Consider the following 26,882-nt stretch of genomic DNA (forward strand, 5'->3'; position numbering starts at 1 on the left):
TGGAAATTATATTTTACAATAAAGAAATTTACATCTTCATTATACGGCAGGAAGAAAATATTGCAAACGCTTTTTAGCTTTTTTCAAAAGTTTTTTCGATTTCTTCTTTCGTTTGCAGGATCGTTTGAATGATTTGATTCTTGATTTCTTCACTCAATCGATACTTCGGCATACTGACACTGAATGCTCCAACCACTTGGTTCTCATGAACTAAAGAGGTACCGATGCAAAAGATATCTTTTTCGACTTCTTCATCATCGAAAGCAACTTTTGTTTGTTTGACTTGCTGGATCTCTTTTTTTAGTTTTAATGGATTGGTAATCGTATATTCAGTAAATGGAATCAGAGGACATTGTTCGATATACTGTTGATATTGCTCTTCCGTAAAATGCGCTAAGACGGCTTTTCCCATTGCTGAACTATATAAAGGTCTGGTAATACCGATTTTTGAAGACATGCGGATCGTTTGATTTTTAGGGTCCAACTTATTGACATAGAGAATCTCGTTGTTGTCTAAAATACCTAGATGAATCGTTTCATCAATTATTTGCTGTAATTTTTCCAAGAATGGTAAAGTACGCTCCACCAAATCGATTTGATCAATATTTTTGTTTGCATATCGGACCAGTTTCCCACCTAAACGATAATTTTTTTCTTGATTTTTATTTACATAACCAATCATGGATAACGTATCTAAAATTTTTAATGTAGTAGATGACGTCATGTCGATCCCTTTTGCAATTTCTTGTAATGAAGCGTCTGGATGTTCTGCTAGATAATCTAAAATACGCGAAGCTTTGATTAAAACGGTCCCATAAGGTTTTTTATTTTCCATATTCCACTCTCCTATTTCTATATAGGAAATTATATCTGAAAGAACGATAATTTAAAAGGAATCTTTGTTTTCTTCTTCATAATGCGTATAATGAACAAACTCTCCTGCCAGATCTTTTTTCAAAAATTCTTTGGGAGTTACGCCAAATTCGGTTTTGAATGCACGTAAATAATGAGGATAAGAAGCGAAACCACATTTACTATAAACGGAACTTGAGCTGCCATACTCTCTTAATAATTGTTTTGAATAAAGTAGTTTTTTCTTCATCACGTATTGATGAAAGGTAAAACCAGTATGTTTTTTGAATTCGCGAGTCACGTGATATTTACTGATGAAAAATTCTTTTTCCATTTGTTTGAGGGAGAGGGGCTCACTCAAATTCTTTGCGACAAATTGGAGCATTTTTTCTAACCGTTCATTCGGCACAGTGAAATGTTCTTCCGAAATATGTTCTTCGACCTGTACCATACGATTGAGAAAAATCAAATATTCGACTAGCGCTTGTTCATAACGAATATCTGTCCCATAATCTTTACGATCCAACGTTTGATCGATAAAAGAAAGTTTTTCTTTTAATACTTGTGGTTCGATATGTAATATCCGGCTTCGGCGTTCACCGATCGGCCAAAAACAGGCGGATAGATTGGACCATTTAGTGGAACGACTTTCCAAGAAGGCTGGAGTGATAAACATGTAGACCCGCTCAAATATGTCGGTTGATTGTCGGACGATCCGATGAAGATCTCTAGAGTGGATCAATAAGACATTTCCTGATTCGATCGTAAATTGGCGACCATCTAAATAAAAAATGGCTTCTCCTTCTAAAGTAGCATGAATCTCATAGAAGTCATGATGATGATAAACCGTTTTATTTTGGCTAACGATATCTTTCACGTGATAAATCTCATATTGATCAGAGATCATCGTGTTGACTTCTTTTCCATTGATGTGTTTTTTCTCCATCCTATCTCCCCTTTCGCATTGATCAATAGTGAGCAAATGCACATTCCTTCGTTTTCTTATCTAATAACGTGATTCAGTATCGAGACAGCGTGCTTTAGCGCATCGTCTTTTGTTTCTTCTAAAACGATATAAAGATACGGACGATGCTTCTGCGCGATGTTTACGATTGCTTCATAATCAATCAGTCCCGTACCTAAATCAGCCGGGATAATCTTCCCTTCATCAGAAACGAGGTAGTCTTTTAGATGTAATCCGCAAATTTTTTCTCCAAAACGTTCAAAGGCTTCTTCAACTAATCCGACTTGTTGGTGATGACTTTCTGCAGTGATCAAATTGGTCGGGTCTAAAATGATGCCTAGATAATCCGAATCGATTGTTACAACTAACTCTGCTACACGATCAACTGAATACAACGGATGATTCAATCCTGGTTCGATCCCTACCATCATTCGATGCTTTTCTCCAGCCCGCACTAATCGGTCAATAGCTTCAACGATCTGTAAGAAGGCTTCATCTGAAAAGTTCTCTTCTGTATAACCCGCTTCACTCACGCTCCCCGTCTCGGTTGCGACCATCGTCGCCCCAAAACTAGCAGCATATTGGAGATACCGTTCAAATTGTCTCAGTACTGTTTTCCGAACAGATAGATCAGGATGGATCATGTTGATATAACAGCTCAAGATACCGACGCTTACTCCTTCTTTTGCTAAAGACTGTTTTATATAATGCCCCATGCCGGGATTGATTGCATGTCCATTAGACGCGAGAACAGGAAAAGATCGACTTAATGCTAATTGTAGCGTAGAAATTTCTTGTCCGCTTGCTTTTTTTGCTAGGTCATCTACGTTTCGTACATGGGTCAAATCATGTCCTCTAGCAACTAGATTTAGTTTCATCATCGATTCTCCTTTATCCTAAAAGATCCGGTAACCACATCACGATTTGTGGAAAATACGTAATCAAAAACAAAACAGCTAATATGATGCCATAAAATGGTAACAACGGCTTCAACATCGATTCTGCTTTCACGCCACCGACACTTGCGCCTACATAAAGACCTGTGCCAACCGGTGGAGTAATGGATCCGACACAAAGATTCATGATTGAAAATAACCCATAATGCACAGGATCGACTCCAACACTTGTTGCGATAGGTAAGAATATCGGAGTAAAAATCAAAATAGCCGGAGCGACATCCATAAACATCCCAACAAGTAGCAAAATAATATTTATCAATAATAAAATAATGAAGCGATTATCAGTGACCCCAATGATCAGACTGCTGATTGCTTGCGGTATCCCTGTAAATGCCATAGCAAACGACATCATGGAAGAAGTCGCCAGTAAAAACATGATCGTCCCCGACATCGCGACGGATTGGATCAACATTTTTGGTATGTCTTTCAGTTTCACTGTCTTATAGTAGAACAAAGAAATCAACAAGGAATACAAAACTGCAATCGCTGATGCTTCGATAGCTGTAAAGACCCCAGTCAAAATACCACCGATGATGATTACGATCAAAGCTAAGCTTGGGACTGCTTCTTTTAACACTTTACCAACTTGCTTCCCTTGCCCTTTCTGTACTGTCGGGTACTTATTTTTTTTCGCAACCACAAATGCAACCGCCATGATCCCTAACGACCAAAGGGCACCGACTAAATAGCCCCCCATGAATAATGCGGAGATTGAAGCACCTCCAGCAACTAAAGAGTACATGATGAACGCAGTACTTGGTGGAATCACCATTCCTGTAGGTGCCGAAGCAATGTTGACTGCTGTCGCAAATTTACGATCATAACCTTCCTCTACTTGTTGTGGGATCAATACTCCACCAATCGCTGTTGAAGCAGCAATCGCCGAACTAGAGATCGAACCGAACAACGCATTTCCTAAAACATTCGTATGTGCTAAAGAGCCTGGAATCCGTCCAACAAACAACATGGCAAAATCAACTAACTTCTTGGCGATCCCTCCATGGTTCATGATAATTCCTGAAAAGACGAAAAACGGAATAGCAATCAGTGAGAAACTGTTGATACTACCGACCATTTTTTGTGCGGAACTAAATGCTGCTACATCAAAAGGTATCACTAATAACAACGTGAGCATCGATGAAAAAGCGATGCTAATTGCAATTGGCATGCCAACAAACAACAAAAAGACAAAAACAAAAAATAAAATTGCACCTGCTTCTAAAACCATCAAATTCCTCCTATCCCTTTTCCTGAACGACAGACTTCCTATTCATTGCTTCAATCAAATTGATCAAACTGTAGATAATGAGCAAAATACCTGAGACCGGCACCGATAAATAGACATAGCCCATCGGAATCCCTAACGAAGGTGAGAGTTGGCCCATTGTCAAGGGGACAGCATTCCAACCACCATAAACCATGATCGTTACGGCAAAAGCTAAAAATAGACACTGAACGATGATCTCCAATATATTGGCTTTCTTACCAGTTAATTTTTCACTTAGTAAAGTGACCGCTAAATGACCTTTTTGTCCAACGACATAAGCAGAAGATAGCATCGCAAACCAGACTAATCCAAAACGCACTAATTCTTCTGTTACAGTATTTGGATTACCCAAAATCGTTCGCGAGAATATTTGCCACAAGACAATGATGATCATACCAATCAACAGACATGCTCCTAGAAATTCTAACAGCCGACTGATTCCTTTTTTCATCGTTTACACCCCTTCTTCTTGGATCATTCGGTACAGCGTTTGAAAATCTGGATGATTTTTGAATTCATCATGCAACGGTGCGACTGCTTCACGAAATGGCGTATTGTCCACTTCATTGAACTGGACGCTATATTCTTCCGTTGCCACTCTTTTTTCTTCTTCGATTGCTTGAGCGAATACTTCGATTTCAAAAATCGTTGATTCTTTTGCTGCTTCTTCGATTGCTTGTTGTTGTTCCGCAGTCAAACGTTCTTTGATCGCATCGTTCATGATGATGATATCTGGTACTCGTGTATGTTCATCATAGGAATAATACTTTGCGACACCGCCATGCCCGGCTGTATACAAAACAAATTCATTGTTCTCTGATCCGTTGATCAAGTTTGACTGTAGCGAAGTATATACTTCGTCACTGCCCATCGGTACAGGTGATCCACCTAGTAGTTCCACCATTCGAATGGCCGTTTCACTTTGCATCACGCGGATTTTTTTCCCTTTTAGATCATCCAGTAGATGGATCGGTCCATCGACCATGTAAAAACTACGTTGACCTGAATCATAATAGGCGAGTCCAGAAAAACCTAAATCCGTTGTCGATTGATAGATTGGTTGCATGATTGCTTCATTCTCCATAACATCGAAGAAATGTTGCTCACCATTGAACAAGTAAGGAACTGAAAAAATCGAATAGACTTTAGAGAAACTTTCTAACGCAGAAGCACTGACTTTCGTAAAATCAATCGCCCCTGATTGCGTCAGTTCGATCAATTCACGTTCTCCTCCCAATTGACCATCAGGAAAATATTTTACTTTGACTGAGCCAGCTGTTTTTTCTTCTACTAACTCTCCAAATTTGTTCATTGCATCAATGACTGGCTGACTATTGCTGGCATAAGCAAAACGTAAAGTGATCGTTGCTTCTTCCTCTGCATTTGCGACAACACCAACACTTGACTGACTACTACAACCACTCAAACCGATGATTCCCAGTAAACAAAAAGCAAAAGCAAGTGTTTTTTTCATTTTTTTCTCCTTTCGATTAACAATATGACACAAGTAATTCTGTCAGACATAATACAAGTAACGATTGGCCATAAGGCATCGCTGTCTTGCCAATCGTACGGTAAAACTCTAAATCATCGCCCATCCCCGTACCTACCGAAACATTTTGAACTTCGCCAGTTTCATCTACTTGCTCAAGCAACCCTTGGATCGCACGATAGGCGGTTTCTAAATATTTCTTTGGTAAATAGCGCTCATGCACTGCTTTTAAAATACCGTAAGCAAAACCTGCTGTAGCAGATGACTCTAAGTAAGAAGTTGGATCATCAATCAAGGTATGCCATAAACCGCTTTCTGATTGATATTCTGCTAAGGTTTGCACTTGTGCTTCTAACGTTTCGATCAACAATTTACGGAAAGCATCACCTTCTTTCAGTTCCAGAATCGCGATGATTTCAGGAATCGCAATCGTCAGCCAACAATTTCCACGCCCCCAAAATGCTTCCGCATAATTATGATTCCCTTCAAAGGTCCATCCATGGTACCAAAGGCTTGTACGTTTATCCAGCAAATATTTGATATGGATCATAAATTGGTATCTGGCTTCTTCTAGGTATTCTGGACGATTTAGGAGCTTGCCGATTTTGGCTAATGGTAGTACAGTCATCATCAAGGTGTCATCCCACAATTGATTCTTATTTTCTGGTCCATATGTCGCGTGCTGTAATCCGTCTTCCTCTGTCCGCGGCATATCATTTATGACCCATTCCGCCCATTGCTTCAAGTAAGGCAAGTAGCGTGAATCTTGCGTCTCCTCATATAAATACGCCATCGTGAGGATTGGTGCCATCGTATTGACGTTCTTCGGCGGTGCACCTTCTTGCATCCTTTCTTCAAACCATTCTTTCACCACTTCCGTCGCACGAGGATTTTTAGTCAACTGATAATTTTTGTAGATACCGTATAGACCTATACCTTGTGGCCAATTCCAAATAGACCAACTTTTGTCATCCACCTTTAACCCCTCAAAATCCAATAAAAATTCCCCTGAATCATCGTTGATCGTCGTCAAATTCTCCACTAATCGATCGATTGTTTCTTCCACAACTTCTTTCTGTACAAATAGTTCCTCTTTAATAATCAATTTTCCCTCTCCTTTTTAAACGCTCTCATTCTATGCTGTTAATATATCAGTAAACGCTTTCTCAAAAAATAGCATCATTTGAACAAAAACTATCTAAAATTGACATAACGAGATTATTTATGGGGTTCCTGTAAAAAATAGCCCTATCAAAAGAAAAACCATGACGTTTACCACTCGTCATGGTTTCAAAATCCACAGTTCATAAAAATGTATACACCATAAAAAATGGCAAACAAGCAATTAATGGAAACAAAAAGTAGTTCTTACGAAAACCCAACTCACTATTTTCCTGATTCACTCGCATTCGATCCCCTGAAACTGCTGTTCCGGAAAGCGCAATACCGGTCAAAAGTAAGCCGATGCCAATGTTCCGTAAGATTTCTCGTTCCAAAAGAAAGGATAATCCAAGAGAAACGACACATACAATCAACAAAGTAACAATATATTTCTTCAAGATCTCATCTCCTTTTTTATAGAAAAATAGTAGCATAGCATATTCATCAAAATACCTATTATTCGAGTTATCTAATACTTCTTTTTTAGATATTAGAAAAAAAGCTACGACATTTTTCTCTTCTAACAACATGTTGAGCGATTCTACAAAAATTATTTCCGGAAATTCTTCTGGTGTATCGCTTGATAGACATTATCTTAAAAAGAAAAAACAACGAACCAAGTGAGAAGCTTCTCTCATGCTTGATTCGTTGTTGGGACAACTTTTAGTTATGACTTACGCATTATATGCGTCGATAATGATTTGTTTCAATTCACTGATCAATGGTTCTTTTGGATTGGCTGTTGTACATTGATCTTCATACGCTAATTCAGCCATGCGATCAACTGTTGTGTCTAATGTTTCTTGCGTCACGCCTTGCGCTCTCAAGCTCATGTCGATGCCTACAGATTTTCCTAAGTCGCTAACAGCTGTTGCTAATGCTTCTACAAGCTCTGCTGTTGTTTTCCCTTTCAAACCTAAGAACTTCGCGATATCCGCGTAGTCTGTATCTGCACGGAAGTAGTCATATTTAGGGAACATCGCATGTTTTTGTGGATCTTTCGCATTATAGCGGATGATATGCGGCAATAGGATCGCATTTGTACGTCCATGAGGGATACCGTATTCTCCACCGATTTTATGCGCAACTGAGTGACAAATTCCTAAGAAGGCATTTGCAAAGGCCATACCAGCCATTGTTGACGCATTATGCATTTTTTCGCGTGATTCCATATCTGGTGTTTTCACTGATTTTTCCAAGTAGTCAAAGACTAATTTGATGGCTTGTAAACTCAACCCACGAGTGTAATCAGAGGCCATAACAGAGACATAAGATTCGATAGCATGTGTCAAGACGTCCATACCTGTATCCGCTGTAACAGAAGCGGGAACTGACATCACAAATTGTGGATCAACGATTGCCACATCTGGTGTCAATGCGTAGTCAGCTAATGGATATTTCACATGTGTTTCGCTATCTGTGATTACTGCGAATGGTGTCACTTCTGAACCAGTTCCTGATGTTGTTGGGATACATACAAACTGTGTTTTTTCAGGTTTGTCGATCTTATACGTACGTTTACGGATATCTAAGAATTTTTGTTTTGCGCCAAAGAATGAAGTATCTGGGTGCTCATAGAACATCCACATGCCTTTCGCCGCATCCATTGCTGATCCACCACCAAGAGCGATCACTGTATCTGGTTTGAAGTCCGCCATCATTTTTGTACCAGCGTAAACTGTGTTTGTTGAAGGGTTTGGTTCAACATCTGAAAAGATCTCGATTTTCACATCATTTTTACGACGTGCTAATACTTCTCTTACAGTGTCACAGTAGCCGAATTGAACCATACCTGGGTCACAAACGATCATGACACGTTCAACGTTTTCCATTTTTTCCAAGTAAAGCAAAGAATTCTTTTCAAAGAAGATTTTTGGTGGTAATTTGAACCATTGCATGTTATTTCTCCGTTTCGCTACAGTTTTGACGTTGATTAAGTTGACTGCTGATACGTTTCTTGAAACAGAATTCTTTCCGTATGAACCACAACCTAGTGTCAATGATGGAATCATTTCGTTGTAGATATTTCCGATTCCGCCTTCTGCTGATGGTGTGTTGACTAAGATACGGCAAGCTTTCATGCGTAGTCCAAATTGAACATGCAACTCTTCGTTTTCTGAATGGATGACAGCTGTATGCCCTAATCCACCAAGGTTCAACATTCCTTCACATAATTCGAAAGCATGTTCTGTACTGTTTGATTTGACCATTGCTAAAACCGGTGAAAGTTTCTCACGTGAAAGTGGATAATCAGGCCCTACGCCTTCTAATTCTGCCACTAATAATTTGGTTCCTTCTGGTACATTGATCCCTGCTAATTTTGCAATATCCATTGCTGAATGTCCCACGATTGCAGGATTTACAGCGTATTTACCTTCATTCATGACAGCATCTTCTAATTTTGAAAGCTCTGCTGGTTTGACGAAGTACACTTGGTGCGCTTGGAATTCTGCTTTTACGGCTGCATAGATTTCTTTATCTACGATAACTGCTTGCTCAGAAGCACAAATCATGCCGTTATCGAATGTTTTTGATACGATCAAGTCATTCACTGCACGTTTTACTTTTGCTGTTTTTTCGATATATGCAGGAACGTTACCCGGTCCAACACCTAAAGCTGGTTTACCAGTTGAATAAGCGGATTTTACCATGCCTGCGCCACCAGTTGCTAATACGATTGCAATTCCTGGGTGGTTCATCAACATTGAAGTCGCATCGATCGATGGATGCTCGATCCATTGGATACAGTTTTCTGGCGCACCTGCTGCGATGGCTGCATCACGAACGACTCTTGCTGCCTCAGCGGAACATTTTTGAGCGCTTGGATGGAAAGCAAAAACGATTGGGTTTCTGGTTTTCAAAGCGATCATTGATTTAAAGATCGTTGTTGAAGTTGGGTTTGTTGTTGGTGTTACGCCACAAACGACGCCGACTGGTTCAGCAATCTCAATCAATCCTTTTTGAGTGTCTTCATTGATTACTCCGACAGTTTTGTCATATTTGATACTGTTCCAAATATATTCTGAAGCATACATATTTTTGATTGCTTTATCTTCATAGATTCCACGGCCAGTTTCTTCGACAGCCATTTTTGCTAGAGGCATGTGCTGATCTAATGCAGCCATTGCCATTTCATGCACAATGTGATCTACTTTTTCTTGATCAAAACTTTCCATTTCTTTCAACGCAACATTTGCTTTTGTCGCTAAATCGTCGATCATCGCTTGTACATCAACAGTTTTTGTCTCTTCTTTTTCCATTATTTTAGCCATTATGTTCCTCCTACTGAGTCATGGTTATTTGTTAATTATTTCACATACACATCATACAACACTTTTTTTTCGATGTAAATACTTTTTTTGTGATTTTTTTCACAGTTATATTTTTCTTTAGAAACAGAGCGTTCCACAAGAGAGATTATCGAGTAACCGCTCCATAATGGCAGATGTGATTTATTTAGCAAAGTCACAAAAAAAGACTGATCGCCTTCTTATCTCTATACGAGATAGGAATGACAACAGTCTTTTTGATAAAGAATGATCGAACTCCGTATACATTTAGCCAACGCGTGGCAAACAACCGGTGTCTATAATTCTTTTTCTTCTTTTTTCTCTTCAGGTGTTTCTGGAACTTCAACAGTTTCAATTACTTCTGGTTCTGTCGGTTCTTCTACTGGTGCGATTGGTGTGCTTGTCATCGCGCCTGTACCTGGTTTTACCGTTTTGATGGCTGCTCGATCGTATTCTAAAAAGATCCCTTCGCAGTCTAAAACAACTGTACGATTTGTCTCGTCGATTTCTGAGACTACGCCATGAAGTCCACCGATCGTGACTACTTCATCGCCAGCTTTCATACTATCAAGCAAGTTTTGACGTTCTTGTTGTTGTTTCTTTTGTGTACGTGACATAAAGAACCACATCCCTAATAGGGCAACGAACATCACTAACATTGGTAATGAACCCATTTTTTTCACCTCACTAACTAAATATCTACACTAAACACTTTAGCAGAAAAAGGCGCTAGAAACTAGTTTTTTAACTAAATTTCACAAATCCTGCTAGAAACTTTTTGCGTTTTCTTTATTGAACCCATACTCTTCGAAAAAGGCTGCACGAAACTCTAATAAGTTATCATCCATAATCGCTTGTCGAACTTGTTTCATCAAGTTTAATAAGAAGTATAGATTGTGATAAGACGTTAAACGGATGCCAAATGTTTCATCACATTTGATCAAGTGACGAATATATGCTCTCGTATAATTTTTACAAGTATAGCAATCACATTTTTCATCGATTGGACGGAAGTCCCGGGCATATTGCGCATTTTTTACGACTAATCGTCCTTGCGATGTCATACATGTTCCGTTACGAGCGATTCGGGTTGGTAGAACACAGTCGAACATATCGACTCCACGAATCACGCCATCAATCAATGAATCCGCAGCTCCTACCCCCATCAAATAACGTGGCTTATGATCTGGGATCAATGGCGTCGTAAATTCTAAGACACGGTTCATCTCAGCTTTTGGTTCACCGACAGATAAACCTCCGATGGAATACCCAGGGAAATCCATACTGATTAAGTCTTTCGCACTTTGTTTACGTAAATCTTCAAAACCAGCTCCTTGGATGATACCAAATAATCCTTGACGATCTGGATTCGCATGAGCTTTCAATCCACGTTCTGCCCAACGAGAAGTTCGTTCAACTGATTTTTTCACATAATCATAGCTCTCATCAAATGGAGGACATTCATCAAAACTCATCATGATATCAGAACCTAATTTATTTTGGATGTTGATGGCTTTTTCAGGAGACAAGAACATTTTTGAGCCGTTCAAATGGTTTTTGAAATGCACACCTTCTTCAACGATGTTACGCATATCACTTAATGAGAAGACTTGGAAACCACCAGAATCAGTCAAGATTGGCTGGTCCCAATTCATAAATTTATGCAAGCCACCTGCTTCTTCGACCAAATCTTCTCCAGGACGAAGCCATAAATGATAGGTATTACTCAAAATCACGCCTGCACCCATTTCTTTTAGTTCTTCAGGCGACATAGTTTTAACGGTAGCTAGTGTACCCACAGGCATAAACATCGGCGTTGGAAAAGTTCCATGGGGAGTAATCAATTCACCAAGGCGGGCGCCTGTATGTTTTTCTTTTTTTATTAAACGATAACGAATGGCAGGTTCTGTCATTCAATTCCCTACTTTCTTTTATAGAATCGCGTTTGCAACTCCCACCATCATAATCTTTTCAACTACTTTTTGCAAGAGCTTCTCTTTTTTTATAGTTCTTTTTAACCTGCTTTTTTTGCGAACCTTTCAATAATGAAAGAGTAATCCCTGAGCTAATTCGGCCCTTCTTTGATATACTAAGGGTATCAAAAAAAGGAGTGGAGTGTATGGTATCTTCTGGGGAACTAAAAAAACAAGCAAAGGATAGCTTAAAGGGGCGCTGGGGGCAAGCAATTTTGTTGAATCTGATTCCAACATTGATCACAATTGCTATTATTCTTATTTTAGCTTTGCCTACCGCTTTACTGATTGCATCGATGCAAGACAGTAGTTCAATACAAGAAATGGTGAATGGCTCAAGTAGCAGTAGTTCAGGTGGAGGGATCGTTTCTACGATCATCAGTGCATTATTCATGAGTGGGATTTCTTGGACCTATTTAGACATTATCCGTGGGAAACGAACAACGATCGAACCATTCAAAGATGCTTTCCGAGGTTTTTCAGGCGTATTCTTCGGTGGCGTTCTATTGTTAGCACTAGTGACAACAATTTTCACTACGTTATGGGCATTGCTTTTAGTCATTCCTGGGATCATCAAAGGGTATGCCTATTCTCAAAGTTATTTCATCTACTATGATGTCGTAACAGAAACAGGTGAAAAACCAAAAATCCTTGATACGATCACTGCAAGCCGTAAATTGATGGATGGCTACAAAGGAAAATTATTCTGGTTAGACTTATCGTTTATCGGATGGCACATCTTAGCAATTGCCACAGTCGGTATCGGTTATCTATGGTTGAATCCATACATCACTGCAACTAAAGCTGCTTTTTACGAACAATTACCAAAACAAGTTTAATCAGCTTTTTCACCATAATAAAAAGGATTGGAAAATCTCCAATCCTTTTTTGGTGTTTATTTTTTTACATTTCAGATTCTGGTTCTTCTACTGTCTCTTCCTCATCTGGCAATTGGTGGAACTTGATCAATTCATTGACCCCAATCGGTATGAGCGACAAGATTCCTACTAAGAACCAATGATTCAAACTAATATGAACTAACCCAAATAATTCTTGCGTGAATGGTAATAAAGCGACTGCTGACGTGATAAGAAGGGAAAGGATCGCCATTTCCACTAACGATTTATTCGTTGCTAAGTTCACTTTGAAAATCGATTGACTGCTACGAACATTAAAGACATGGATGATCGAAGAGTAAGCCAATACTAGGAATGCGACGGTTTGGCCAACTTCTTGACTAGCATCAACCCATGGGCTGATCGTATCGACGAAGCTTCCTAAGTAATAACCAAATAAAGTAACTACCGTAAATATCCCTGCATTGATGGCAATTTTCTTCATTAGACCACGAGCGAAAATCCCTTCATTTTTAGGAATTGGCGCTTCATTCATGATCCCTTCCTCTGCTGGTTCTCTTCCTAAAGCAAATCCAGGTAGTCCATCAGCGACAACGTTTACGAACAACAGTTGAACGGCTGTAAATGGTGCCCCCCAACCAACTAACATCGCAATCAATACGATAAAAATCTCAGAGATATTACAGCTCAATAAGAAGTTAATTGCTTTTCGAATATTTTGATAAACGGAACGTCCTTGGCTAACTGCATCTACGATCGTAGCGAAATTATCATCGGTCAAAATCATGTCAGCGGCACTTTGCGCCACATCTGTACCGGTGATCCCCATCGCACATCCAACGTCACTCGCTTTCAATGCTGGCGCATCGTTCACACCATCACCTGTCATTGCGACCACGGCACCTGTTCGTTGCCATGATTTGACGATTCGGATTTTATCTTCTGGGGTTACGCGAGCATAAACGGATAAATCTTTTACTCGATCATCTAATTCTTCATCAGATAACGCACGGAGTTCCGCACCTGAAAGAGCTTCGTTACTATTGGTCAAAATTCCCAATTCTTTGGCAATCGCACTGGCAGTGACGACATGGTCCCCAGTGATCATCACTGTTTTGATACCAGCTTTTTTCGCACGCTTGATTGCACCTTTACTTTCAGGACGTGGCGGATCGATCATACCAATCAAGCCAATCAAACGCAGATCTTTTTCTAAAGCTTCTGAAGTGATTTCTTGTGGTTTTTCGTCATACGTTCGATAACCTACTGCAATTACACGCAAGGCACGTTTCCCAAAACGATCGTTGACCACTTCTGCTTGTTCAACATCTCCAGACGTAAATTTTGGTGCTAAAACATCAAATGCGCCTTTTGTGATAGAGATATACTTATCACCCATTTTATGGACAGTCGTCATCATTTTTCGATCAGAGTCGAATGGAAGTTCGTCAACCCTTGGGTATTTTTCTTCTAATTCTTCTTTTGTATGATAGTTTTCCTCAACTGCACGTACAATTGCTGCTTCCGTTGGATTACCTTTGACGATCAATTCATCGTCCTCTTTTTCAACCGTCACATCTGTACATAATGCAGCCATTTTTAAAATTTCCATAGCACTATTTGTCATTGAATCTTCGACATCTGTTACTTCATCTTCTTTACTCCACACACGACGGACGCGCATCCGGTTTTGTGTCAGTGTACCGGTTTTATCCGAACAGATGACATTCGCAGTACCGAGCGTTTCAACAGCTGGCAGCTGACGAATAATCGCATGTTTTTTCGCCATTTTCTGCACACCATAAGCAAGTGTCAACGTAACGATAACCGTTAATGTTTCTGGTACTGCGGCAACAGCTAAGGAAATCGAAGTCATGAACATTTCAAGTAACGGTTCCCCTTGAAGTTCACCAATCAAAAAGACTAAGGCAGCAGCTGCTAATGCAATCACACTGATTCGCTTCCCTAATTGATTCAAACGGACTTGCAGTGGTGTTTTCTGCATTGTATGGTCATTTAATAATCCGGCGATTTTTCCCATTTCGGTCTGCATACCAATCGCTGTGACGATCGCTTTCCCACGACCAGCAGCAACGGTACAACCTTTAAAGACCATGTTCAATTGGTCACCGAGAGAGTCATCTTCTTGACTTATGTAACCTGCGTCTTTTTCGACAGCCTCACTTTCACCGGTTAGAGCTGATTCTTCTACACGTAATTGTGATGTTTCAACTAAGCGAGCATCTGCAGCAATTGCTGATCCTGCTTCTAATACCAGCACATCCCCGACAACTAGATTCTCAGCATCTACTTTTTCTACTTTACCATCTCTGAGGACCGTAGCGGTTTGTTTATTCATATCTTGTAGGGATTCTAATGCTTTTTCTGCATTTCCTTCTTGAACAATCGCTAGAACTGAATTGATGATAACAATCGCAATGATCAAGAGTCCTTCGAAAAGGTCTCCATGTTCAGTTGCAAATGCGGTGTAAAATGAAATGACTGCGGCAACTAACAAAACAATCGTGGTGAAATCTGAAAGACTTCGTATAAATTTTTTGAAGAGTGATTCTTTGGGGGCTTCTTCGAATTGATTTTTTCCTTGTTGTTGACTTCTTTTTTTTGCTTCAGTCATCGACAAGCCTTGATCTATATCTACTTTTGTTTCTTCTGCTATTTCTTCTATTGTTTTTTTGTAACTATCCATCCTATACCTCCTTCAAAAATCATACGTTATGTATAACGCACTATTTTAGTATAACATCATTTTTTTAATTAATTCAACTATATCGCATATATATATGAAGAGAAATATTTTAAAATAATCAATACATATTTATTGCAAACGTTACCAAAATGTGGTAAGATTTAACCATAAGGAAGGAGGAAAAGACAAATAGATAGAAGAATTTCTCGATAGAGTAGTATAAGCAAATAAAGTTGTTAGAAGTACAAGTTTCACCTTAACGAGCATGTGAAGTAACCATTATAAATAGTGAATGCGTATGACTGTTTGAAACGAAAATCGTTCAAAAAAAGAAGTAGTGGGATACGTAACAATTAAATAACATGAACATCTGAAAATTGAATAGGAACAAGAGATGATTCAACTGTTGAAGATGTAAAGAAAACAAGATTTTTTGTTTATCAAGAAGAAATTCAACACCGTACTTTGCATGTTCTATGGAAAGTTACACTAATTCTATTTATTTGTTTCCTTCCGAAGCACAAAAGCCCCGACTAATCGAGAGTCGGGGCCTTTTTTATCTTAAAAAGTTACTTTACAAACATCGCATCTCCAAAACTGAAGAAACGGTAACGTTCCTCAATGGCATGCTGATAAGCTGATAATGTTAATTCTCTACCAGCAAACGCACTGACTAGCATCACTAAAGTGGATTTCGGCAAGTGGAAATTCGTAGAAAAAGCTTCAACTATCTTAAAATCATACCCTGGCGTAATAAAGATATCGGTCCAACCACTATCTGCTTTGATCTCACCAGCAAATTTCGTACCGATCGTTTCTAACGTGCGGATCGAAGTCGTTCCTACTGCTACGATTTTTCCGCCGTTTTGGCGAACTTGATTCAAACGAGCAGCAGCTTCTTCGGTCAAACGATAAAATTCACTGTGCATTTCGTGCTCTTCGATTTTATCGACACTCACTGGACGGAAGGTTCCTAGCCCAACATGAAGTGTCAAATACACAAGCTCCACGCCTTTTGCTTTGATTTCATCTAATAATTCTGTCGTGAAGTGTAAGCCAGCAGTTGGTGCAGCTGCTGAGCCATTCTCTTCTGCATAGACAGTTTGATAGCGATCTGGATCTTCTAAACGTTCTTTGATATAAGGAGGTAAAGGCATTTCACCAAGCGCTTCTAGATTCTCTAAGAAAATCCCCTCATAGGCAAATTCAATGATTCGTCCACCATGATCTAGCTCTTCTTTCACAACTGCTTTTAAACGGCCGTCACCAAAAATGATTTTTGTTCCTACTTTGGCACGTTTGGCTGGTTTAATCAGTGTTTCCCATGTGTCACCTTCCGTATTGGTCAAAAGCAATACTTCTAAATGGGCACCCGTCTCTACTTTTTCACCGTATAAACGCGCAGGTAGTACGCGTGTATTATTCATCACTAACGCATCACCAGGGTTTAATTCCTCAATGATTTCATGGAAATGTTTATCCATCATCTCACCCGTTTTACGGTCAACTACAAGCAATCGGGAATGATCCCGGTCTTTTAATGGTGTTTGGGCAATCAGTTCTTCGGGTAACTCAAAATCGAAATCTTCTGTTGTTAACATATCGTCACTCACTTTCTCTCTTTGGCCCTTTTATTTTACCATTTTATGCTGACAATGCCAAAAAGCAAAAATCTTATCCTTCCATTCATTTATGATTAGTTACGTTATCTTTTCAGCTATATTTTATTTATAATCTCAAAAAACGCCTACTAGTCTAGTTATTAGTATAGTAAATAAATCATCAAATTTGTATTCCTTAGTTATTTTAGGCATACTATTATAAGAACATTCTTTATGGAAAAGAAAAGAAGAGGTGCAAATATGATCGAATTTCAGAATGTATCAAAAATTTATAAAGGCGGAAAAGTCGCGGTCGAGAACGTCAATATTTCTTTTGAAAAAGGCGAATTCATCTGTTTTATCGGTACAAGTGGTAGCGGAAAAACCACTACGATGCGGATGCTTAACCGCATGACGGATCCGACAGAAGGTCAGATTTTGATTGATGGAAAGTCGATCCAAGAAATCAACCCCGTTGAACTCCGACGACAAATCGGCTATGTGATCCAAAGTATCGGTTTGATGCCTCACATGACGATTCGGGAAAATATCACTCTTGTCCAAAAATTATTAAAGGTCAGCCAAGAAGAACGAAACAAAACAGCAGAGAAAATGATCGACCTGGTGGAACTTCCTCGTGAAATGCTTGATCGTTACCCACATGAATTATCTGGCGGTCAACAGCAGCGTATCGGTGTCGTTCGCGCATTAGCGGCAAATCAAGACATCATTTTGATGGATGAACCTTTTGGAGCATTAGACCCTATCACAAGAGATTCCTTACAAGATTTAGTCAAGGATCTACAAGAACGTCTAGGAAAAACCATCGTCTTCGTGACACATGATATGGATGAAGCAATCAAATTATCCAGTCGTATCGCGATCATGAGTGAAGGTAAAGTCATTCAATTTGATACGCCACAAAATATTTTACGCCACCCTGCCAATGAATTTGTCGAAGAATTGATCGGTGAAGATCGCTTACTTCAAGCCAAACCAGATACCACAAAAGTAGGCGAAGTCATGCTGAACCAAGCCATCACGATCACGCCAGAGAAATCATTGCAAGAAGCCATCAAATTGATGCGTGAAAAACGCGTCGATACGCTTTTAGTGACTGATAATTCAAATACCTTAAAAGGATTTATCGATGTTGAAACAATCGATAAGAAACGTGGAAAAGTCTCGAGTGTTGGCGATATCTTGAACAAGGATGTTTTTTATGTAAAACAATCTGCTTATTTACGTGATACCTTACAACGAATCTTAAAACGTGGTTTAAAATATGTGCCAGTAGTTGATGAACAAAACAAAGTCGTTGGTATTTTAACTCGAGCATCTCTTGTCGACATCGTCTATGACGTGATCTGGGGCGAAGAACCACCGCTTACTGATGCAATTGGTACGCCAGCTGAAACAAAGGAGGTTTAACCAATGGCCGAATTTTTTCAACAACATGGCGCTGAGATCCTCTCAAAAAGTCTCGAACATCTCTATATTTCAGCAATTGCATTGATCATCGGGATTGCCGTTGCTGTTCCTTTAGGCGTTCTTTTGACGCGTTTTCCTAAAGTCGCAACGATTGTCATTGGACTGTCCAGTGCGTTACAAACGGTCCCTTCTCTTGCCCTATTAGCACTTATGATTCCTTTATTCGGTGTCGGTAAATTGCCTGCAATCATTGCCCTATTTATCTATTCCCTTTTACCTATTTTAAGAAATACCTATATTGGGATGAAAAATGTGGATTGGAATTACCGCGATGTCGCAAAAGGCATGGGGATGACAAATAGCCAATCGATTTTTTCTGTCGAATTGCCGATCGCTATGCCGACGATCATGGCAGGTATCCGCTTAGCAGCAGTCTATGTGATTGCATGGGCAACCCTTGCCTCTTATATCGGCGCAGGCGGGCTAGGCGATTTGATTTTTAGCGGTTTGAATAATTATCAACCCGATTTGATTTTCGCTGGAACGATCCCTGTAACGATCTTAGCATTGCTTGCAGATTTCTTATTAGGACTATTGGAGAATCGGTTAACTCCGATCGCATTGAGGGAGGAGAATGACGAATGAAACGAATCAGAAATAGTGTCGTTCTCGTATTGACCGTCTTATTACTTGCAAGTTGCTCCTTCCCAGGATTGGCAAGTAATACGGATGAAGATACGATTTCTATCACCGGTGGAATCACTTCTGAAGCTCAGATCATTGCCAGTATCGTTGCTGGGATGATTGAACACTATACGGAAAAAAATACAACGATCATCAATAACTTAGCAACGACGACGATCAATCATCAAGCGATGATGAACGGCGACGCGTCTATTTCTGCCGCTCGCTATACAGGAACAGATTTGACTACTACCCTTAATTTACCGCCTGAGAAAGATCCTGAAAAAGCATTTGATATCGTAAAACGTGAATTTGAAAAAAGGTATGATCAAACCTGGTTCCCTTCTTATGGTTTCGAGAACACCTACGTTTTTCTTGTCCGCAAAGATACTGCGGAAAAATACAATCTAAAAAAAGTCAGTGACTTGAAAAATGTCGCCGATGAACTTGTTGCTGGTGTGGATACTTCCTGGATCAATCGTAAAGGAGATGGCTATGACGGCTTCAAAGAAACATATGGCTTTTCATTTGATTCCATCTTGCCTATGCAGATTGGACTAGTCTATGACGCTGTAGAAGCTGGGAGAATGGATATCGTTTTAGGTTATTCGACAGACGGACGTATTGCTAGTTATGATCTAGTCATGCTAGAAGATGACTTGAGTTTTTTCCCACCTTATGACGCTGCACCGGTTGTAGATAATCAACTATTAAAAGATACGCCAGGTTTAGCAGAAGCACTAACAAAATTAAGCAACACGATCAGCACAGAAAAAATGCAACAATTAAACTATGAAGCAGACAATAATCTGGTTGAGCCTTCTGTCGTCGCAGAACGCTTTTTAAAAGAAAACCAATACTTTGGAGGGGAGTGACGATGATGGAAAACATGAATTGGCTTGAACAATTTATTTATTATTTTCAAGAGAATGGTACGTATGTCTTTTCACAGTTTCTACGTCACTTTCTCATTTCGATCTATGGCGTACTTTTTGCAGCAATCGTCGGTATCCCCGTTGGTATTCTCATTTCACGAAAACGTAAGTTAGCCAATTGGGTGATCCGTTTTGCAAATATCATCCAAACGATTCCTTCTTTAGCGATGATTTCGATTTTGATGATTGGTTTAGGTTTAGGGGTCAATGTCGTGATCGTCACGGTGTTCTTGTATTCGCTGTTGCCGATCATCAAGAACACGTACACTGGGATGATCCAAGTCGATAAAAATATCCTTGATGTCGGCAAAGGCATGGGAATGACAGCCAGCCAACGTCTCTTTATGGTGGAACTACCGCTGTCTGTGTCAGTCATTATGGCAGGCATTAGAAATGCTTTGGTCGTTGCTATCGGGATCACCGCCATTGGTGCCTTCGTCGGAGCTGGCGGATTAGGAGATATCATCATTCGTGGGACCAATGCCACAGATGGTACATCGATCATCTTAGCTGGAGCCTTACCAACAGCCTTCATGGCAATCATCACCGACTGGGTCTTAGGAATCATCGAACGCCGTTTAGACCCTGCGGCAAAGCATTCAAGATGACGAACAGCGAGAATTCAGATTGAACCCAATGGATTTCTATTTTTAAATAGTTGAAAACACCGCCAGTTCAAGAGATAAACTCTTGATTCGGTGGTGTTTTTTTATTTAAAATTCTGATAAATAATCATTGACTGAATCTTCTGGTATGTACAGTTCTATATAAACTATAAATAAATGAGTTGCTCCTTACTCTGACAATCATGACGAAAAATCAAATCCCATATCAATGATTTGCGCCACTTCACCTAATTCAGCCAGAGTGGCTTTCTCTACAAAGCGTATATTTCTCTGCTTTTCCATCAAATCAAATGTTTTGCTTTGAAAGTGATTGATCTATCCTTGTAGTTTATGCCTCCTATTTAATGCAAAATGTTTTTTATATTTCGTATCAGTAAATGGACAAACCGCACACATTCCTGTTACTGCATTAAAATGGTTCGCACTGCCAACAATTGCAGGCCTTCTTTTTTAATCTCTCTACCTCTACTGGGATTGAAATTAATAATCACAAAATCTCCTTGTTTAGGCGTATAGCCATTAATATCAAATGCCATTAAATAATTTCCTTTCCCACAAGTGAATCCTTAGGAAATCCAGCACTCACATCAATTGTTTCATCATTTTCAAAGGCTTCATCAAAAATATTTTTTTTTATCAATGTGATTGTATTGTCTTCTCCCTTAATAGCAATGTACTCAACATTTTCTTCTATGCCAAATTTAGTAGGTACAGTTAAAACAATCACATCCCCTTGTTTCCTAGTCTTCGCCCACCATTCTAACTATTATCATCATACTATAAATACAACGTGAATACATTTGTCGTAAAATTGAATACCCAACCCAATTTCACATAACTATAAAAAAGGGAGTAGAACATCATTTCTCTACCATCACCTAAAACCGAATAAACGGCAGGAACAGAAGTAATCTCTTCGGAAATAAGGCGCCACCCACAAAAAATTGGAAAACAATTTTCGTGGATGGCGCCTTATTTCTCGAGGCTGAACACTTCTGTCCCGACCTTTAAAAGTTGTTACTCACTATCATATGCTTATTTTTTCAAATGATAACTATACGTACTTACGACGATATTTTCACGCCAAGAAAGGCGTAAACGCAATCTCAGACTTGTCTGATTATGCAAGATATTCTGCCATCTGCGATTTGGGACAAATTGTGGAATCAATACGGTCGTCGTATAATTTTGTTTTGCAGCATTTTTGCTGACTATGTCCACATAACGCAAAATCGGATTTTGGATCGACCGATAAGAAGAATGCACGATTGAAAGACGAACATCTGGAAAATGCTTTTTAAATTCTGCTTGGATCTCTTTTTCCTTTTCGATATCCTCATCTAATGAAACATGCATAGCAACAACATAATCACCGATCGAACGCGCATAATTCAACGCTCCGGTATTTACCCGCGTAACGTTCCCTACAAGTACCAAAACCGTATTTCCTTCATACTCATGTAAGTTTACTTCGTCTTCTAATCGAAGTTGTTCTGCTACTTTTTTATAATGATCATGGATTTTATAGAAGACGAACATGACGATTGGCATGATGATGAAGAACGGCCAAATATCCCCTAAGCGGTAAACAAATAAAATTGCGATGATAGCATAAGAGATAAATGCACCCGTAATATTCGCAATTGATTTCGTCCACCACTTTTTGCCTTCTTTTTTCCATTTGATGACCATTCCTGTTTGCGATAATGCAAATGGGATAAATACACCAATGGAATACAATGGAATCAATCGTTCAGTAGAGCCATTGAAAATAAACAATAGCACAATCGACCCTAATGCAAGCGTGATGATCCCATTTGAGTACCCTAAACGATCACCACGATCTTGGTACATATGAGGCATAAATTTATCTTTTGCTAAGTTATAGGCTAATACTGGAAAGGCAGAAAACCCTGTATTTGCTGCCACTGCCAAAATCAAGGCTGTCGCAAATTGCAAGATATAATACAAGATCCCATGTCCAAAAACAGCTTGTCCGATTTGTGAAAGAACAGTTACTTCTTTTTCAGGAACGATTCCATACCAATAGTTGATAAACGTGATCCCTACAAAAAAGAACCCTAAAATCAATGCCATCATCGTCAAGGTCATCGCTGCATTTTTCGCCCGTGGCTTTTTGAAGAACGGGACCGCATTACTGATTGCCTCTACACCTGTCAATGAAGAAGAACCAGAAGAAAAAGCCCGTAAGATCAATGCGACAGAAACCCCAGGAACAACTGCACCAGGCAATGCTGTTGCTTGTAATGGTACTGCCCCAGTCACGATATTAAACAAACCAACGACAATCAATAAGGAGATGACGAGAATAAATGTATAGACTGGGAATAGTAAAAACGAAGCTGACTCTCTCAGTCCACGTAAGTTCAACATCATCAACAAGAGGACGATAGTCACTGAAATCGCTACTTGATGCCCATATAGAGCTGGTATAGCAGAAGTAATCGCCTCTGCACCGGCTGAGACGGAAACCGCAACAGTCAGCATATAATCGATTAATAAAGACCCGCCCGAAATCAGTCCAGCATTTTTACCGAGGTTCTCACTACTAACAACGTAAGCCCCACCCCCGTGTGGATATGCGTGAATGATCTGCCGATAAGAAAGAGTTAATGAAATCAATAAAATAATAACAAATGCAGCAATTGGCAATGAATACCAGATCGCAGCAGCAGACAACGCCACTAATACCACAACGATTTGTTCTGTTCCGTACGCAATCGATGACAACGCATCGGAAGATAGTAGTGCTAACGCAGCAAACCTTGTTAATTTATGCTCGTCGTTTTCCGCCGACTTCAACGGCTTCCCTACTAACAACCTTTTTAAGTAATCCAATTTCTATGCTCCTTTACACACCTTTTCCCCTACGAATTACAGGTGTCATTTTTTATAGTAAACAAGATGTTATAGTACGCCCTTGACCTTTAAATGTCAACAAAATTCAGAAAAAATATCGATAGAAAATCCCCATATTTTTTTAATTCATTTTTAGAGTGATTTCCATAATTAAACCACTTGCTTTCTCTGGTATAGAAAAAAGACGAGTTTAGGAAAATAACGTTATCCTAAACTCGTCTTCACTTAAAAACTGAGACTTAAAATCTTTACGAGAAACAAATAGATGGTATCACGTTTCTAGTGGAAGATTCGACTTTCATGCGCAGCTTCTTTGAATTTCTTCATTTTTTCACTCACAAATGGATAGGATACTGTACCAACGATCCCTACGACAATAAATATGCCGACTAATATCAAAATCGCATGTAGCGCATTTGGCCAATAGATACCACCAGCTGATTCACGTAAGAGGTTGACTGCATGAGTGAATGGCAAGAAAGGATTGATCATTTGGAAAAATTTCCCTGAAACTTGAATTGGATAGTTCCCACCACCACCAGATATGGACAAGACAAGAATAATGATGGCTATCCCTTTGCCGACATTGTCAAACAGTGCTGCTAAAACATAGACGATCATCATAAATGACAAAGCAATCAAAACAGCAAACAGTACACTGTAGACTGGATTCACTACATACACACCAAGCAAGAACATGTTCCCTAAAGTAACGATCAAGCTTTGAGCGATTGCCATCGTCAAGAAGGTCAACATGCGGGCGCCAAACTGTTCCCGTTTTGTATAGTTTTTACGCGCTTTTTTATCTAAATAATAATCTGTTGTAGCGACACTTGAAAGTAAGACCGCACCTACCCACAAACATAGCGCAGTATAGAACGGTGTACTTGCTGATCCATTATTAGGGATTGGATACAACGAATTAGTTTGCAGTTCCACAGGCATCGTAAAGAATTCACTTTCCTTTGTCGCATCTAATTTCAAGAGTTTGATGACTTCCCCAAGATCAACCTCTTCTTCTCCTTTACGGATCGCGTCTGCGGCTTTTTGGATACCAGCTTTGATGTTTGGCCAGTCGTTCGTGATCAAGTCTGCCGCAGCATTCACTGCTGTTTCGACTTCTGGCATTTTATCGTTGACGGTGGTCATTGTGGTATTGATTTCATTTTTGATCGTTGGCCAATCATTTTGGATAAAATCAGCAGCTAAACCAAGTTTCTCTTCTAATACAGGTAAGTCGTTATTGTATAGGTCAGCTCCCTTATTGATTCCATTTACGATCGTTTCCATATTACCATTTAGCATCGTATTTGCATCATGGACCTCTTGACCGATTGCAGGCATTTCTTTTTGATATTTCTCTAAGATCGCCACCGCATTTGTCACGGTTGCTTTGGTTGAATTCAATAGCGAATCAAAGTCGATTTGATCTGCTTTACTCAACGCACCTTGCGCCGTACTGATCGTATCGATCACTTGAGTCAAGATTGATTCAACGGTGGTGCTGACTTCATTTACATTGATACTACTGATCAATCTGTTGACAGAATTAGCAGCAGCTTGTACTTCTTCTAAAAGGCTAGTAACTTGAGAAACATCTCCTGCTTGAACAGCTTCATTTAATCGTGTTAAACGATTTTGTAAATCAGTTAATACTGGTTTAACACTCTTCAATGTATCAATAATAGGTTGTAGTTTTGTATTACCAGCGTTGGCTTGTAAATCTTCCAAAAATGAAATCAACTTGTCAGTTGCTTGTTGTTGCTCATTAATACTGTTGATAAAATTAGTTAACAAGTTATTGATATTCGTTTTTTCATCATCTGTCAATTGCCCATCTTTGACAGCATTTTCGATTGTTTTCGCTAATGAACCTGTTGTGGTCGCTACTTGCCCAATCGAATCTAACGTCGTCTTCACGCTTGTCGTGATACCTGGTACTGCTTCTTTTAATTGTTCAGCGCCCGTTTTGGTATCCTCTGCGAGATTCTTCGCTTGTGATTCTAAATTTTTCACATCAGGTAAGATGTCTTGGACTTGTTGGATGATGGTCAATCCTTGTTTTGCTTCCTCGATTCCTTGATTCATCGTTTCTTCGATTGATGAAAAATCGTTGTCGATTTCAGCAATTTGTCGTCCAGCATCTTGGATCTCTGGGATTTTTTGTTGAAGGTCAAGAATGATTTTGGCTTGTTCCTTTAATTCTGGCATTTTATCGTTCAATTCAACGACCTTTTGTCCCATCTCATCCACTTCTGGGAGATAATCAACAAATTCATTTGCTTTCGCTAATTTGTCTTTGATATCTGGTAGTTGTTTTTGTAGATCAAGTACTTGTTGGGTATAGCCATCGATCGTATCTAAGTTTTCATCTGTTGATAAAATCATTGATTTTACTTTATTGATACTTACCAGATTTGTATCGATATCGTACCCAATTTCATTAAAGACTTTTAGTAAAGTTTCGCTCGCCGTCCGAATAAATTCACTGGAGATTTGTGATTGGATCGTAGATGCACCTTTATCTGTGATTTTTGGTGCAATGGCATTGATTTTTTCATTGACTGTATATTCAATTTCCGGCTTTTTGATATCACCACTCGTAAAGCTTAATAAATCCTCCGAGAAATTCTCTGGCAAATAGATACCAGCATAATATTCCCCAGACCGTACACCGTCTTCTAATTCTTTTTTAGAGTCAACAAACTGCCAACCTAAATCTTTATTTTCATGTAATGAGTTCAGTACTTCTTTTCCGATGGCAACTTCTTGTCCTTCAAACTCAGCCGGCTTGTCTGCACTATAAACAGCAATCGGTAATTCCCCTGTATTGCCATAAGGGTCCCATAATGCTTTGATATTGAACCAAGCATATAATGAAGGAATGATCATAATTGCGATGATCAAAAGAGTCGCAACAGGATTTTTAAAAATTCGTTTCCAATCAAGTAAATATAAGTTTATTGTATTTTTTATTGATTTCATATTCATCACCTTTTTTTGTTTCAGCTGCATCACTTTATCATGAAAACCATACGATTTTCAATCCTATTTTCAATCCAGCAACTAATTTTTTGACAGTTAAATCAAACTGTCCGAATGTTGTCATCTTTTGCTTAATAAATAATTAATCTTCTTTTATCCACTAGTCCACTACCAAATGTAGCATCCCGATAATTTTTTTATGTGTAGTCAAATAAATC

General features: G+C 39.2%; 21 protein-coding genes and 1 pseudogene. 5 read left to right on the plus strand and 17 right to left on the minus strand.

Annotated features, from left to right (window positions below):
* Positions 1-73: 73 nt before the first annotated feature.
* The 11 genes from P3R27_RS05510 to tgt form a co-directional block, all read right to left on the minus strand.
* Positions 74-835, minus strand: coding sequence for an IclR family transcriptional regulator (locus tag P3R27_RS05510; protein WP_034689189.1), 762 nt, complete (start codon positions 833-835; stop codon positions 74-76).
* Positions 836-886: 51 nt separating this feature from the next.
* Entirely contained in the window at positions 887-1,798 is a 912-nt protein-coding gene (locus tag P3R27_RS05515; RefSeq protein ID WP_034689190.1) for an AraC family transcriptional regulator, read from the minus strand.
* Between the two features lie 56 nt (positions 1,799-1,854).
* Positions 1,855-2,697 (minus strand): sugar phosphate isomerase/epimerase family protein, encoded by an 843-nt coding sequence (locus P3R27_RS05520; RefSeq protein WP_404830914.1) that lies wholly within the window; start codon positions 2,695-2,697, stop codon positions 1,855-1,857.
* 10 nt (positions 2,698-2,707) lie between these two features.
* Positions 2,708-4,003 carry a TRAP transporter large permease gene (locus P3R27_RS05525; protein ID WP_034689193.1) on the minus strand — a complete coding sequence of 432 codons (1,296 nt, stop codon included), beginning with the start codon at positions 4,001-4,003 and terminating at the stop codon, positions 2,708-2,710.
* 10 nt (positions 4,004-4,013) lie between these two features.
* Positions 4,014-4,493: a TRAP transporter small permease gene (locus tag P3R27_RS05530; protein WP_301355141.1), complete on the minus strand. Its 480-nt coding sequence runs from the start codon at positions 4,491-4,493 to the stop codon at positions 4,014-4,016.
* 3 nt (positions 4,494-4,496) lie between these two features.
* Positions 4,497-5,516 carry a TRAP transporter substrate-binding protein gene (locus P3R27_RS05535; protein WP_126133822.1) on the minus strand — a complete coding sequence of 340 codons (1,020 nt, stop codon included), beginning with the start codon at positions 5,514-5,516 and terminating at the stop codon, positions 4,497-4,499.
* Between the two features lie 16 nt (positions 5,517-5,532).
* Entirely contained in the window at positions 5,533-6,639 is a 1,107-nt protein-coding gene (gene bglB / locus P3R27_RS05540; protein WP_301355143.1) for a beta-galactosidase BglB, read from the minus strand.
* A 199-nt stretch (positions 6,640-6,838) separates the two neighbouring features.
* Positions 6,839-7,093: a hypothetical protein gene (locus P3R27_RS05545; RefSeq protein WP_034689198.1), complete on the minus strand. Its 255-nt coding sequence runs from the start codon at positions 7,091-7,093 to the stop codon at positions 6,839-6,841.
* A gap of 276 nt (positions 7,094-7,369) precedes the next feature.
* The gene (adhE, locus tag P3R27_RS05550; RefSeq protein WP_019722420.1) at positions 7,370-9,967 is read right to left on the minus strand and encodes a bifunctional acetaldehyde-CoA/alcohol dehydrogenase; all 2,598 of its coding nucleotides are present in this window, start codon (positions 9,965-9,967) and stop codon (positions 7,370-7,372) included.
* Positions 9,968-10,281: 314 nt separating this feature from the next.
* A complete protein-coding gene (gene yajC / locus P3R27_RS05555; protein ID WP_010736590.1) occupies positions 10,282-10,659 on the minus strand; it encodes a preprotein translocase subunit YajC in 378 nt (125 codons plus the stop codon).
* A 93-nt stretch (positions 10,660-10,752) separates the two neighbouring features.
* Positions 10,753-11,898 carry a tRNA guanosine(34) transglycosylase Tgt gene (gene tgt / locus P3R27_RS05560; protein WP_010736591.1) on the minus strand — a complete coding sequence of 382 codons (1,146 nt, stop codon included), beginning with the start codon at positions 11,896-11,898 and terminating at the stop codon, positions 10,753-10,755.
* Between the two features lie 206 nt (positions 11,899-12,104).
* On the opposite strand from tgt, the gene P3R27_RS05565 reads away from it, so the two are divergent.
* Positions 12,105-12,797, plus strand: coding sequence for a DUF975 family protein (locus P3R27_RS05565; protein ID WP_023518956.1), 693 nt, complete (start codon positions 12,105-12,107; stop codon positions 12,795-12,797).
* A 64-nt stretch (positions 12,798-12,861) separates the two neighbouring features.
* Here P3R27_RS05565 and P3R27_RS05570 read toward each other — a convergent pair whose 3' ends face one another.
* Together P3R27_RS05570 and queA are read right to left on the minus strand one after the other, a co-directional pair.
* The gene (locus P3R27_RS05570; protein WP_034689200.1) at positions 12,862-15,522 is read right to left on the minus strand and encodes a calcium-translocating P-type ATPase, PMCA-type; all 2,661 of its coding nucleotides are present in this window, start codon (positions 15,520-15,522) and stop codon (positions 12,862-12,864) included.
* 569 nt (positions 15,523-16,091) lie between these two features.
* A complete protein-coding gene (queA, locus tag P3R27_RS05575; RefSeq protein ID WP_034689201.1) occupies positions 16,092-17,123 on the minus strand; it encodes a tRNA preQ1(34) S-adenosylmethionine ribosyltransferase-isomerase QueA in 1,032 nt (343 codons plus the stop codon).
* 261 nt (positions 17,124-17,384) lie between these two features.
* On the opposite strand from queA, the gene P3R27_RS05580 reads away from it, so the two are divergent.
* From P3R27_RS05580 to P3R27_RS05595, 4 genes are read left to right on the plus strand one after another with little or no spacing between them, the layout of a single operon-like run.
* Positions 17,385-18,554 carry a betaine/proline/choline family ABC transporter ATP-binding protein gene (locus P3R27_RS05580; protein ID WP_284592242.1) on the plus strand — a complete coding sequence of 390 codons (1,170 nt, stop codon included), beginning with the start codon at positions 17,385-17,387 and terminating at the stop codon, positions 18,552-18,554.
* A gap of 3 nt (positions 18,555-18,557) precedes the next feature.
* Positions 18,558-19,199, plus strand: a complete 642-nt coding sequence (locus tag P3R27_RS05585) for an ABC transporter permease (protein ID WP_034689203.1) — start codon at positions 18,558-18,560, stop codon at positions 19,197-19,199.
* Positions 19,196-20,113 carry an osmoprotectant ABC transporter substrate-binding protein gene (locus P3R27_RS05590; protein ID WP_034689204.1) on the plus strand — a complete coding sequence of 306 codons (918 nt, stop codon included), beginning with the start codon at positions 19,196-19,198 and terminating at the stop codon, positions 20,111-20,113. Before P3R27_RS05585 ends, P3R27_RS05590 begins: the two co-directional genes overlap by 4 nt.
* Before the next feature lie 5 nt (positions 20,114-20,118).
* Complete coding sequence (locus tag P3R27_RS05595; protein WP_019722425.1) at positions 20,119-20,781, plus strand: ABC transporter permease; 663 nt, start codon at positions 20,119-20,121, stop codon at positions 20,779-20,781.
* Positions 20,782-21,200: 419 nt separating this feature from the next.
* Here P3R27_RS05595 and P3R27_RS15130 read toward each other — a convergent pair whose 3' ends face one another.
* The 4 genes and pseudogenes from P3R27_RS15130 to P3R27_RS05615 form a co-directional block, all read right to left on the minus strand.
* Positions 21,201-21,335, minus strand: a complete 135-nt coding sequence (locus P3R27_RS15130) for a hypothetical protein (protein ID WP_318036064.1) — start codon at positions 21,333-21,335, stop codon at positions 21,201-21,203.
* Positions 21,335-21,547 (minus strand): annotated as a pseudogene (gene mazE, locus P3R27_RS05605) (type II toxin-antitoxin system PemI/MazE family antitoxin); the annotation flags it as partial. The pseudogene mazE and the gene P3R27_RS15130, both read right to left, overlap by 1 nt.
* Before the next feature lie 287 nt (positions 21,548-21,834).
* Positions 21,835-23,658, minus strand: coding sequence for a potassium transporter KimA (gene kimA / locus P3R27_RS05610; protein ID WP_010736602.1), 1,824 nt, complete (start codon positions 23,656-23,658; stop codon positions 21,835-21,837).
* 300 nt (positions 23,659-23,958) lie between these two features.
* Positions 23,959-26,664: a YhgE/Pip domain-containing protein gene (locus tag P3R27_RS05615; protein WP_284592244.1), complete on the minus strand. Its 2,706-nt coding sequence runs from the start codon at positions 26,662-26,664 to the stop codon at positions 23,959-23,961.
* Positions 26,665-26,882: the final 218 nt, after the last annotated feature.

The organism is Enterococcus spodopteracolus (genome assembly GCF_030441955.1).
In the GTDB taxonomy this organism is placed as follows: Bacteria; Bacillota; Bacilli; order Lactobacillales; family Enterococcaceae; genus Enterococcus_B; species Enterococcus_B spodopteracolus.

Bases quoted from the DNA above. Each gene is read 5' to 3' on its own strand.
- yajC (WP_010736590.1), bottom strand. From the start codon at position 10,659: ATGGGTTCATTACCAATGTTAGTGATGTTCGTTGCCCTATTAGGGATG.
- P3R27_RS05585 (WP_034689203.1), top strand. From the start codon at position 18,558: ATGGCCGAATTTTTTCAACAACATGGCGCTGAGATCCTCTCAAAAAGT.
- P3R27_RS05515 (WP_034689190.1), bottom strand. From the start codon at position 1,798: ATGGAGAAAAAACACATCAATGGAAAAGAAGTCAACACGATGATCTCT.
- P3R27_RS05615 (WP_284592244.1), bottom strand. From the start codon at position 26,664: ATGAAATCAATAAAAAATACAATAAACTTATATTTACTTGATTGGAAA.
- P3R27_RS05520 (WP_404830914.1), bottom strand. From the start codon at position 2,697: ATGATGAAACTAAATCTAGTTGCTAGAGGACATGATTTGACCCATGTA.
- P3R27_RS05590 (WP_034689204.1), top strand. From the start codon at position 19,196: ATGAAACGAATCAGAAATAGTGTCGTTCTCGTATTGACCGTCTTATTA.
- P3R27_RS05510 (WP_034689189.1), bottom strand. From the start codon at position 835: ATGGAAAATAAAAAACCTTATGGGACCGTTTTAATCAAAGCTTCGCGT.
- P3R27_RS05535 (WP_126133822.1), bottom strand. From the start codon at position 5,516: ATGAAAAAAACACTTGCTTTTGCTTTTTGTTTACTGGGAATCATCGGT.
- P3R27_RS15130 (WP_318036064.1), bottom strand. From the start codon at position 21,335: ATGGCATTTGATATTAATGGCTATACGCCTAAACAAGGAGATTTTGTG.
- tgt (WP_010736591.1), bottom strand. From the start codon at position 11,898: ATGACAGAACCTGCCATTCGTTATCGTTTAATAAAAAAAGAAAAACAT.
- P3R27_RS05595 (WP_019722425.1), top strand. From the start codon at position 20,119: ATGGAAAACATGAATTGGCTTGAACAATTTATTTATTATTTTCAAGAG.
- P3R27_RS05580 (WP_284592242.1), top strand. From the start codon at position 17,385: ATGATCGAATTTCAGAATGTATCAAAAATTTATAAAGGCGGAAAAGTC.
- queA (WP_034689201.1), bottom strand. From the start codon at position 17,123: ATGTTAACAACAGAAGATTTCGATTTTGAGTTACCCGAAGAACTGATT.
- P3R27_RS05570 (WP_034689200.1), bottom strand. From the start codon at position 15,522: ATGGATAGTTACAAAAAAACAATAGAAGAAATAGCAGAAGAAACAAAA.
- P3R27_RS05530 (WP_301355141.1), bottom strand. From the start codon at position 4,493: ATGAAAAAAGGAATCAGTCGGCTGTTAGAATTTCTAGGAGCATGTCTG.
- adhE (WP_019722420.1), bottom strand. From the start codon at position 9,967: ATGGCTAAAATAATGGAAAAAGAAGAGACAAAAACTGTTGATGTACAA.
- P3R27_RS05565 (WP_023518956.1), top strand. From the start codon at position 12,105: ATGGTATCTTCTGGGGAACTAAAAAAACAAGCAAAGGATAGCTTAAAG.
- P3R27_RS05525 (WP_034689193.1), bottom strand. From the start codon at position 4,003: ATGGTTTTAGAAGCAGGTGCAATTTTATTTTTTGTTTTTGTCTTTTTG.